This window comes from Acinetobacter sp. YH16044, from assembly GCF_013417145.1.
GTDB classification, from domain to species: Bacteria; Pseudomonadota; Gammaproteobacteria; order Pseudomonadales; family Moraxellaceae; genus Acinetobacter; species Acinetobacter amyesii.
The window spans coordinates 1-11147 of the sequence record NZ_VPEK01000049.1 but is presented as its reverse complement, the minus strand read 5'-3'; the positions used below and the strand labels follow the sequence as shown (position 1 = coordinate 11147).

Below are 11147 nucleotides of genomic sequence, written 5' to 3'. Positions count from 1 at the left end.
AAATATTAAAGTGACGGAAAATAGCAAGTAACTTGGACCAGTGTTGATCATTTAGCATTGTTCGAGGCATAGCGAGTGTAAAATTGGGTTTGGCGATTTAATTTTACTATCTCGCTATTTTTTTAATCAACAAATGTCAACAGACCCTAATGTGAAAGGTGTACGGATTTATTATCACCTACAGTTGAATATAGGTCGTTTAAGTTCTGTACCAATCACTTTCTCGTTTGTTACACGGTGTATTTTTTCATAAAAAGGAAGAAAAAACAGTGACTATGCAACATCAAGATAACGGTCAAAAAGGTGAATTTTTTCAGTTAAATGCTGAGGGTGAACGGCTCGCAGAAATGAGTTATCTATGGCGTGATGAACACAGCATTGTGGCAAATCATACATGGGTAGATGATTCCTTACGTGGGCAAGGGGTTGCTCGTGTGTTATTGGATCATTTGGTGGAGTTCGCTCGTGAGAAACACTTAAAAATTATTCCAACCTGTTCTTATGTAGAGGTGATGTTTCGTCGAGACCAGACATTAGCCGATGTTCAAGCCTAAAAAAGCCCGCGATGCGGGCGTTTTTATCTGTATGAAAGTTTAAAAAATGAGTGGTGCTCAATTGAGTTTGAGTTTCAACAGCGTTGATGGTGTTTTGACGATATGTGGCCACAATTGGAACAAAATCGAGCAGATCAATATTCCTAAAACCAAGCTTAAACACATGATATTTAATAATGCAAAGTCATTCAGTACAAAATAAATACTGCCAATGGTCATCATCATTAGTAAATAAATGAGATAGTGAGGAATCACGGTGCGCAGTGTTATTCCTAAAATAAATGAGCAAATAACGACATTTAAAAAATCTGAAACGCCAAAATTATTCAGTATGATCAAGGCAGCAAAATATACACAAGTGATCGATAAAAAAATGAGTAAATTCTTGAGCATGGTCGGCCTCTTTATTCATCTTCAAATGGAAATAATTTCATTGTTTTAATATGTATGAGTTTAAAAAAATGAAGGTGATATCGGTATACGTGATCTTGGTTTTCTGTTGTAAGTTAAAAAGCACATTTGATTAAAAAATATACAAATATTTACTCATCCTGTAGCGCTTTATACGTTAAAATCGTGCAAATACTTTAAGAATAAACACAATGATACAACTCTGTTATGCCAGTACACGTGTAGAACAACAATTTGATTTAATACAAGATTTAAGTGATATTTTGGTGAAAGCCCGCAGCTTCAATAACGAACAGCGTATTTTTGGCGTGCTGTACTATGCAGAAGGCCGATTCTTCCAATGCCTGCAAGGTGAGCATGCGGCACTCGAACAGCTTTTTCAGCATATTATGCAAGATACGCGGCATCAGGATATTGTGCGTTATCCTGATCAAAGTATTGATCAAATCGATTTTTCAAAATGGTCGATGAAATATGTCAATCGACATAGTGAAATTGCCAGTTTGTTCCAGCGCTTTGGACATTCAAGCTTTCAACCAGACCTGCTCAATACGGAACAAATTCAGGCGTTCTTAACGACATTGTTAAGGTTAGAAAATGTTGAACAGCCGGTTAAGCTGGATTCTGGCTATAAAAACCGAGGCTATCAGCATTATTTTTAAGCTGAGTGTGAATAAAAAAAAAGCCCGCGCAGCGGGCTTTTTTTTATTTTATCTAGTGGGTTTAGGCTTTTAATGCACTGATCAACTTCTGATGTAAACCACCAAAACCGCCATTCGACATAATCACCACAGCATCGCCCTCGCCTGCCTCGCTTACGATGGTTTGAATGATGTCATCCAGTGAACGAGCCACCACAGCTTTATTCGTAGCAGCTTCAATCACAGGCTGTAGATCCCAATCCAAACCTTCAGGTTGATACCAAATCACTTCATCCGCTAAGCGTGCAGAATGTGCAAGGCCATCTTTATGGCTACCCATGCGCATGGTGTTAGAACGTGGTTCGATTACCGCCCAAAGCTTACGTTGACCCAGACGCTTACGCGCACCTTCTAACGTGGTATCAATCGCCGTTGGGTGATGTGCAAAGTCGTCATACACTTCAATGCCACGGATTGTGCCCAAAAGCTCCATACGACGTTTTACACCGCCAAAGTTTGAAAGTGCTTCGCACGCCGTTTCAATCGAAACACCGACATGTTCAGCCGCAGCAATGGTTGCCAAAGCATTGGCTACACTGTGTTGCCCAGTCATATTCCATTTGACTTCGCCTTTTACCACACCGTGTTGTAATACTTTGAAGTGAGAACCATCGTTCGATAGTTGTTCTGCGTACAGTTCAGACTTTTCATTGGCATCTAAAGATGTACGCACTACAGGTGTCCAGCAGCCCATTTCCAAGACTTCATCAATATTTGTCTCTGTGATGGGCGCAATGATACGGCCTTCACTTGGAATAGTACGCACTAGATGATGGAATTGTTTTTGAATCGCCGCCAAGTTGTCGAAGATATCGGCATGGTCAAATTCAAGGTTATTTAAAATCGCCGTTTTTGGATGATAATGCACGAACTTCGAACGTTTGTCGAAGAATGCAGAATCGTATTCATCGGCTTCTACACAGAAGTATTTTCCACCGCCTAAACGTGCACTCTCAGTGAAACCCAATGGCACACCGCCAATCAAAAAGCCTGGTTCTAAACCTGCTTGATCGAGGACCCAAGCGAGCATGGTCGTTGTTGTCGTTTTACCATGGGTGCCTGCAACACCTAAGACATGTTTACCTTGTAGCACGTGGTCTGCAAGGAACTGTGGGCCAGAAATATAAGGCAGGCCTTCGTTCAGCATGTATTCCACTGCATCAATGCCACGTTTCATTGCATTGCCGACAATCACGAGATCTGGGTGTGGTTGAAGGTGGCTACGGTCATAGCCTTGCATTAAGGTAATGCCTGCATTTTCCAATTGGGTAGACATTGGTGGGTAAACGTTTTGGTCTGAACCCGTCACCTTATGTCCTAAATCACGCGCCAAGAGCGCCAATGAACCCATAAAGGTGCCACAAATACCCAAGATATGCAGATGCATTCGTTCTAACTCCACTGCTTTTATCGACACATCACTTTGTTATTGTGGTGTTGTCATTATAGATTTGGTTGAAAAGGTTAATTTCATTTGAGAGCAACCATAGCAAGGGTCTTAGCGAAAAGATAGATTTTTTTGTATGAGATCGTGCAAAAAGATTGAGCACGTAACTGATCAAATGTACGCAATTTTCTTGAGGATAAAAACACGGAAAATAGGCGCGAAATCATGATGAAAAACGTACAATAAGCGCAATTTTTTGCGATCTTGATTGCTTATGTCACTTGCCCTATTTTTATTGATTATCTCCAACTGTTTTATGACTTTGGCCTGGTATGGACATCTGAAATTTCTACATGATGCGCCGCTCTGGCAAGCGATTTTATTTGGATGGGCTATAGCATTACTCGAATATAGTTTTATGATCCCAGCAACGCGACTGTTGGCCAAACATGGGTGGTCTTTGGGTCAAATGAAAATCACACAAGAAGTCGTGACGCTATTGGTCTTCGTTCCATTTATGATTTTCCTTTTTAAACAACCCTTTAAGTTGGACTATTTGTGGGCAGGTTTATGCCTTTTTGGATGTGTCTATTTCGTGTTTCGCAGTGCTTAACTGATCCAATGCTGCATGGCTCTGATCATTTAAGTGAGGCGTGTTTGCAGGCATTTTTGAGGACTTTACTAAACTCACGGTCTCGTGGAGTGGGATCTTCATAGTCAAAGGCATAATCACTTTCACTGGTCAGTACAGTCATTTGACCGTCTGCTTCAAAGTCCATGAGTGCAAAAACATAGCTTTGGTCATCACAATACACACGATATTTTGAACTTGAATACATTTTATCACGGCCATCATCTGCTTTGTAATAGCCTGTCATCTTGACCGACTCACGTTTATCAATGATCGATTTGCCAGTGACTAAAAATTTTTCGTGGATGTAGCCATTACTCTTAATTTGGCCGTTATAGTCTTTTTGTTGCTGTAAAAGGTTAAATTCTTTCACAAATTGGTTCGTATTGAGTTGAACGAGTTGGGCAAAACTTTGAGAGCTTAGGGCTAGAGTAAGTAGGATAAACATCTGTTTCATATTTAAAGTGTTGTTATAAATATTGATTTAATAAAAGTTTTTATAAAATTGAAAAAAATAAAAATATTTTCATCAAAATATTATGGAGTTTTCTCTTTAAAGACAACCGTTAAATTTTATTGAGATGAATTTTCAGTCTATAATATGGGGCTCTTATTAAAGCTTGGCTCTAGTCGAGATTTACTCTCTCTTACTTTAATCTCTGGAAACATTGCAATGAATGCGGCCGCTTCACAAGACACTCCTCTCGTTGGAATTATCATGGGTTCTCAATCGGATTGGGCAACGCTAGAAAACACTGCCAATATGCTGAAACAGCTTGGCGTCCCATTTGAAGCGGAAGTTGTATCTGCACACCGAACTCCAGATCGATTATTCGAATATGCTGAAACCGCACGTGATCGTGGTATTCAAGTGATTATTGCCGGTGCTGGCGGTGCAGCGCATTTACCAGGTATGTGTGCAGCCAAGACTGACCTACCTGTACTTGGTGTACCGGTAAAATCATCAATTTTAAACGGCGTGGATTCATTACTGTCTATCGTGCAAATGCCAGCAGGTATTGCAGTTGGTACTTTGGCGATTGGCCCAGCGGGTGCGACCAATGCAGCGATCATGGCGGCACAAATTTTAGGTTTAACACGTCCTGAAATTGCAAAGAATGTTGCAGATTTCCGTGCTGCGCAAACCGATAAAGTGGCGAGTAAAAATATTCCGGGTCAAGCTTAATTAAGGGGCATTTCTCATGGATAAAACCATTGGTATTTTTGGTGGTGGCCAGCTTGGTCGCATGATGGCGCAAGCGGCATTGCCTTTAAACATTCAATGCACCTTCTTTGAAGCGAGTACCGACTGCCCTTCTGCAGCGCTGGGTCCAGTGATTTCGACTCAAGCTGAAAATGGTTTGCAAGATTTCATTCAGAGCGCAGATGTTTTCAGCTTAGAGTTTGAAAATACTCCGTTAGCAGATGTTGATGTGTTGACCAAGAACAAAGCATTGCACCCACCGCGCCAAGCTTTAGCGATTGCACAGCATCGTTTGTCCGAAAAGGCTTTGTTTGATGAATTGGCTATCCCAGTTGCACCTTATAAGGCTGTGACATCTTTCGAGGGTTTACAAGCCGCTGTTGCTGAACTGGGTTTACCCATTGTACTGAAAACATCGCGTGGCGGTTATGACGGTAAAGGTCAATTTGTGCTACGTAGCGCTGAGCAAATGGATCAAGCATGGGCTGAACTGGGCCCTGCTGGTGAATTGATTGCGGAAAGCTTTGTAACCTTCTCACGTGAAGTCTCAATCATTGCGGTGCGTGGTCAAGACGGTGATGTGAAAACATGGCCATTGGCGGAAAACCACCACCACAACGGCATTTTGTCGCATTCGATTGTGCCTGCGCCAAACAGCGCAGACTTACAACCAGTTGCGCAAGACTACATTACTCGCCTGCTCAATCATTTGAATTATGTCGGTGTTTTGACGCTAGAACTGTTTGTGACCGATAAAGGCTTATATGCCAATGAAATGGCGCCACGTGTGCATAACTCGGGGCATTGGTCGATTGAAGGTGCAGTGTGTTCACAGTTTGAAAACCACATTCGTGCTGTAGCAGGTTTGCCTTTGGGTTCGACTGAAGTTGTTCGTCCAACGGTCATGGTAAACATCATTGGCCAACATCCGAAATCTGAAGATGTATTGGCACTGAATGGCGCGCATTTGCATCTGTATAACAAAACAGAGCGTGAAGGCCGCAAAATCGGTCACATCACTTTAATGCCGAATGATACTGCTGAATTAACAGCTTTATGTCGTGCTTTGGCGAAAATTTTGCCGAATCCACTGGCACTTAGCGAAGATATGACCATTTAAACCTGAGTTTGAATGATAAAAAAGCGGTCATGCACATGGCCGCTTTTTTTATCGCTGTAGTTCGGGCATCATTGCGCCTCTTTGCAAAATCACACCGCTTATCGGTGAAACGACAAGAAACTATTGATCATAAAGTGTTCGTTCGTTTATAAATATTCTGCGCGAATCTTCGTATGGTTTTTTCCGTATCAATGGCCTGCGATGTGTGTGAATCAAAATCAAAAATAACCAATGTGTTTTGAATTCAAATTGTGTTTTTAAATTTAAACCATGAATTTGAATTCAAAAAATCCGATACCGAAAACAATGAATTCAAAGTTTATGAATTTAAATTTGAAAAAATGAATTCATTTCGTTGTGTTTAAATTTAAAAAATTTGAATTTAAAAGTTGATCAGACTTATTGGATCTATAAAGAGAGTCTTTTAAGAACTATAATATTTTGATTATCAACAATAAAAAATGAATTGTCACGCCATTTTGAATTTGTGGATAACTTTTTCTACATGCAGTTTATTTTTAAATTTAAAAGTTTTGAATTTAAATTTAAACCGCTGTTTGGTTTGTAATGAATTTAAAACAAGATTGTGGATAACTGCTTTTGAATTCAAATTTAAAAAATGAATTTAAATAAGTAGAAATTATGAATTTAAATTTACGTTTTGAACCTTTAACTTTTGCTTTGAGCTGCTATTGTTAAAGCAACAATTTAAATTCAAAAAAAGATCAAGGGTATGAAGCATCACTTAGGATTTGTTTTCGGGACTGCTTTTTTGGCAATAACTCAGGCAAATGCCGAGTTGATTATTAATGGTCAGTCTGTCAATGCGTCGAGCATGCCTGCAACAAGCAGCATTTCACCACAAAATAACTTTCAAGGCTGTTTAGCCAATTTGCGCTCGCAAGCAATGAATGCTGGTGTGAATGCGTCAACTTATGATCGCTATACACAAAATTTAACACCTGATTATTCTGTGATTGAAAAGCTCAACTATCAGCCTGAGTTTTCAACACCGATTTGGGACTATTTGTCAGGACTGGTGGATGAAGAGCGTGTACAACTGGGTCGGCAGAAATTGGCGCAGCATCGTGATGTATTAAACCGTGTCGCGGCGGCTTATGGTGTGCCTGCTGAAACCGTGGTCGCGGTTTGGGGGGTGGAGAGTAATTTTGGTGATATTGCGGGTAGCTATCCTTTATTACAGTCATTGGGCACTTTAAGTTGTGAAGGGCGCCGCCAAAGCTATTTCCGTGGCGAGTTTTTTGCAGCCATGCGGATTTTGCAGCGTGGTGATTTAAATGAATCACAATTGAAAGGTTCGTGGGCAGGTGCATTTGGTCATACCCAATTTATGCCGAGTACCTATGAAGAACTGGCCGTGGATTTTGATGGTGATGGCCGCCGTGATTTGGTGTCGAGTACCACGGATGCGTTGGCATCTACGGCCAACTTCCTGAAAAAGCGTGGTTGGCAAACTGGTCAGCCGTGGGGTTTTGAAGTAAAAATTCCAGAAGGAATGTCGATCAGTGGTGAAAGTCGGCGTAATAAAAAGTCATTAGATAGCTGGATGAATCGTGGTTTGCAGCGTGCCGATGGCACGCCGTTAATTCAAGGTAACCTTTCTGGATCGAGCCAAGCTGGATTAATGGCACCGGCTGGGGCAAGTGGGCCTGTATTCTTGGTGTTTAAAAATTTCGATGCAATCTACAGCTACAATGCCGCAGAAAGTTATGCATTAGCGATTGCGCATTTATCCGATCGCTTACAAGGCAAGGGTGGCTTTAGTACGACATGGCCAACCGATGATCCTGGGACTTCACGTGCGGAACGACGTGAGATTCAACAATTTTTACTTAACCGTGGCTATGACATTGGTAAAGTGGATGGATTAATTGGAGATAAAACCCGTCAAGCCATTCGACAAGAGCAAAATCGACTGGGTTTAAGCCCAACAGGTCGGGCGGGACAGCAGATTTTACAGGCTTTCCGTAATGAACATGCCAAGGCAATGATGAATTAAGTTTTAGCTATGCTTTTATATAGTAGTTAATCTATATAAAAGCTTGTCTATATAAAAAAGGTCTGCAATTGCAGACCTTTTTTATATGTTTTTGACTCTTAAACCGCAGTGATTGTACCTAAGATACGATAGCCAGCAGCACCCGTCACACTTGGTAAATTTGCACTAAGCTGATTGACAAAGCGCATCGCCAACCAAGCAAAGGCCGTCGCTTCCACCCATGTTGGGCTTAAGCCTAAATCTGCGGTACTTTGCACCGTCCATTCATGTTTACGTAGACGCCAGCGCAGTTGTTCTAAAAGGTGTGAATTATATGCACCACCACCACAGACATAGACTTCACCGGTATCCATATCAGAACGGTAAATGGCTTTTTTAATGGCACGTGTGGTGAGTTTCATTAAGGTTGCTTGAATGTTTTCTGGCGTATCTTCGAGTTCGTCATATTCGAGATCTCCACGCCAATCGAGAATCTGTTCATCTAACCATTCTAGATTGAAGTCTTCACGACCTGTACTTTTTGGCGGTTCCTTAGAGAAAAACTCATGCGCTTGTAAGCGGTCGAGCAGGCTGCGAATAGGCTGACCATAAGCCGCCCAGTTGCCATTTTCATCATACGGCTGACCAGTATAACGTTCGCACCAAGCATCCATTAAAATGTTGGCAGGGCCTGTATCAAAGCCATAGACATCTTCAGGTTTACCCGCAGGTAACATGCTGACATTGGCAATGCCACCCAAATTTAAAATCACACGGTGAATGGTGTCATGTTGGAAAAGCGCTTGATGGAACGCAGGAACTAAAGGTGCGCCTTGACCACCCGCAGCCATATCGCGGCGGCGAAAGTCTGAAATCACAGGGATTTTAGTGAGTTCGGTAATAATATTGGGGTCGCCAATTTGCAGGGTAAAACCATGTTCAGGACGGTGGCGAATGGTTTGTCCATGTGAGCCAATCGCCTTGATTTGACTACGATCTAGCTGATTTTTCTCGATCAATTCATTGATGCCATGACCGATCATTTGAGCTAATGCAACGTCTGCCTTACCCATGCGATCAATTTCGTTGTCATCAGGCAAGGTGAGGGCCATCAGTTCATCACGAAGGTCTGGGTCAAAGGGAAGTGTGAGCGTCGCATGAATCTCTAAAGGATCAAAAGAAGCAGCAACAATATCGACACCATCCATGCTTGTGCCGGTCATTACCCCAATGTAGATCGCTGTCATGATGATTCTTAAGCCTGCAATGTGCTGAAAAAGTGTTAGTATATCGCACAAATTGTATAACTGATCTATTTGGATTTTGTGATGTCAAATTTCCTGCCGGCTGAAGAACAACTTGCCCTCATCCAACGAGGCACACATGAGATTATTTCTGAAGAAGATCTTCTTAAGAAATTAAAGCAGAATCGCCCATTAAAAATTAAAGCGGGTTTTGACCCGACTGCACCTGATTTACATTTAGGTCATACGGTTCTGATTAATAAATTAAAAGTTTTCCAAGATTTAGGTCATGAAGTTTACTTCCTGATTGGTGACTATACAGCCATGATCGGTGACCCAACGGGTAAGAGTGCTACGCGTCCACCGTTGTCACGTGAAAAAGTTTTAGAAAATGCTAAAACTTATCAAGAACAAGTATTTAAGATCTTAGATCCAGCGAAAACTAAAGTTGTGTTTAACTCAGAGTGGTTTGGTCAAAAAACTGCTGCTGACTTGATTCAGTTGGCTTCACAGCAAACTGTGGCACGTATGTTGGAACGTGATGACTTCACTAAACGTTATAACAGCCATCAACCGATTGCGATTCACGAGTTTTTATATCCATTGGTGCAAGGTTATGATTCAGTTGCGCTAGAAGCGGATGTAGAGTTGGGGGGTACCGACCAAACCTTTAACTTGCTGATGGGTCGTACATTACAAAGCCGTTATGACCAAGAATCTCAAGTGTGCATTACTGTGCCGATTCTTGAAGGTTTAGACGGCGTAAATAAAATGTCTAAATCTTTGGGTAACTATATTGCTGTATTTGATGCACCGGGTGCGATGTACCAAAAAGTGCTTTCAATGCCAGATGATTTGATCGAACGTTACTTTGACTTGTTGAGCTTTAAATCGATTGAAGAAATTCAACAGTTACTTAAAGAAGTGGCTGAAGGTCGTAATCCACAAGAAGTGAAGAAAATTCTTGCACTTGAATTGGTTGAGCGTTTCCATGGCGCAGAAGCTGCGGCAAATGCGCACAAAGGTGCAGGCAACTTGATTACTGAAGGTGAACTTCCAGAAGGTACACCAGAAGTGACTATTTCTCGTGGCGCATTTGGTGGTGAGATTTTCATTACTTCTATTTTGCGTGAAGCGGGTTTGACTAAAAATGCAGCTCAAGCAAAAGATGCAATTGGTCGTGGTGCAGTGAAAGTGGATTGGGAAGTGGTTGATGCAGGTTATGCTGTGTCAGAAAACAAAACTTTGATTATCCAAGCGAGCAAAAAAGCGATCGCAAAAGTAACTTTTACCGACTAATAAATTCTTGAATTTTTAGTTAAGTTATTGAATTAAAAGCAGGCTTCGGCCTGCTTTTTTTTACCAATTAATATATTAATAATATAAATAAGCAAATTCAAAAAAAACCTTATAAAAACAACACTTAAATTTTGCCAAATGTGTTGCATTTCTTGAATTTTATGTATAAGATTTATTCATCTAGAGAGATATATACCATCTAGAGGGTACATAACGATAGCTCCACTTTTTATAAGTCTCTTCCCCAAGGGACTCTTTTTTTAGTGAGTTAACAAATAACTATAATAACTACACGATGGATCGACTAAAGATTCAATTCTAAGGGAAAGATTTTGGGAGAGATCTTTCCCTTTTTTATTTGTAAAATTGAGCTATTCCTTTCAAAAATCACATTCATTTCTGTATTAAAGACTTTAATTGCGCCAGAAAAAAAGCCCGATTCAATCGAGCTTTAAAATGTCTTTACTCTGTGTCCCGTCCTGAAATAAGTTTACACCTTAAGAGACTTATTTTATGGAACATGCACAAGAACAACGAGTTAAACGCACACAACGTGATTATAGCTTCGCCTTTAAAATGATGGTTGTACATGAAGTA

The 11147-nt window shown here is 40.9% G+C and carries 11 protein-coding genes; 7 read left to right on the top strand and 4 right to left on the bottom strand.

The window, feature by feature from the left end; translation table 11 throughout:
- The first annotated feature begins 227 nt into the window (after positions 1-227).
- Positions 228-554, top strand: coding sequence for a GNAT family N-acetyltransferase (locus FTV38_RS15525; RefSeq protein ID WP_180022937.1), 327 nt, complete (start codon positions 228-230; stop codon positions 552-554).
- 57 nt (positions 555-611) lie between these two features.
- Here the strand turns inward: FTV38_RS15525 and FTV38_RS15520 are convergent, their stop codons facing one another.
- Positions 612-947: a hypothetical protein gene (locus FTV38_RS15520; RefSeq protein WP_180022936.1), complete on the bottom strand. Its 336-nt coding sequence runs from the start codon at positions 945-947 to the stop codon at positions 612-614.
- A 209-nt stretch (positions 948-1156) separates the two neighbouring features.
- Here FTV38_RS15520 and FTV38_RS15515 point away from each other — a divergent pair, with 209 nt between their 5' ends.
- A complete protein-coding gene (locus FTV38_RS15515; RefSeq protein WP_180022935.1) occupies positions 1157-1627 on the top strand; it encodes a BLUF domain-containing protein in 471 nt (156 codons plus the stop codon).
- Between the two features lie 61 nt (positions 1628-1688).
- Here FTV38_RS15515 and mpl read toward each other — a convergent pair whose 3' ends face one another.
- Entirely contained in the window at positions 1689-3053 is a 1365-nt protein-coding gene (gene mpl / locus FTV38_RS15510) for a UDP-N-acetylmuramate:L-alanyl-gamma-D-glutamyl-meso-diaminopimelate ligase (RefSeq protein WP_180022934.1), read from the bottom strand.
- Between the two features lie 274 nt (positions 3054-3327).
- Here mpl and FTV38_RS15505 point away from each other — a divergent pair, with 274 nt between their 5' ends.
- Positions 3328-3666 (top strand): DMT family protein, encoded by a 339-nt coding sequence (locus tag FTV38_RS15505; protein WP_078189529.1) that lies wholly within the window; start codon positions 3328-3330, stop codon positions 3664-3666.
- Between the two features lie 25 nt (positions 3667-3691).
- Here the strand turns inward: FTV38_RS15505 and FTV38_RS15500 are convergent, their stop codons facing one another.
- Positions 3692-4141: a hypothetical protein gene (locus FTV38_RS15500; protein WP_180022933.1), complete on the bottom strand. Its 450-nt coding sequence runs from the start codon at positions 4139-4141 to the stop codon at positions 3692-3694.
- A 216-nt stretch (positions 4142-4357) separates the two neighbouring features.
- Between FTV38_RS15500 and purE the strand changes: the two genes are divergently transcribed.
- The 3 genes from purE (at position 4358) to FTV38_RS15485 (ending at position 8028) form a co-directional block, all read left to right on the top strand.
- Positions 4358-4870 (top strand): 5-(carboxyamino)imidazole ribonucleotide mutase, encoded by a 513-nt coding sequence (gene purE, locus FTV38_RS15495; protein ID WP_078189531.1) that lies wholly within the window; start codon positions 4358-4360, stop codon positions 4868-4870.
- A 16-nt stretch (positions 4871-4886) separates the two neighbouring features.
- Positions 4887-6008, top strand: coding sequence for a 5-(carboxyamino)imidazole ribonucleotide synthase (locus FTV38_RS15490; protein ID WP_111886091.1), 1122 nt, complete (start codon positions 4887-4889; stop codon positions 6006-6008).
- Between the two features lie 733 nt (positions 6009-6741).
- Positions 6742-8028 carry a lytic murein transglycosylase gene (locus FTV38_RS15485; protein WP_111886090.1) on the top strand — a complete coding sequence of 429 codons (1287 nt, stop codon included), beginning with the start codon at positions 6742-6744 and terminating at the stop codon, positions 8026-8028.
- Positions 8029-8126: 98 nt separating this feature from the next.
- Here the strand turns inward: FTV38_RS15485 and FTV38_RS15480 are convergent, their stop codons facing one another.
- The gene (locus tag FTV38_RS15480; protein ID WP_078189534.1) at positions 8127-9254 is read right to left on the bottom strand and encodes an anhydro-N-acetylmuramic acid kinase; all 1128 of its coding nucleotides are present in this window, start codon (positions 9252-9254) and stop codon (positions 8127-8129) included.
- A 63-nt stretch (positions 9255-9317) separates the two neighbouring features.
- On the opposite strand from FTV38_RS15480, the gene tyrS reads away from it, so the two are divergent.
- On the top strand, positions 9318-10550 hold the full coding sequence (tyrS, locus tag FTV38_RS15475; RefSeq protein WP_171262600.1) for a tyrosine--tRNA ligase: 1233 nt from the start codon (positions 9318-9320) through the stop codon (positions 10548-10550).
- The last annotated feature ends 597 nt before the right edge of the window (positions 10551-11147 follow it).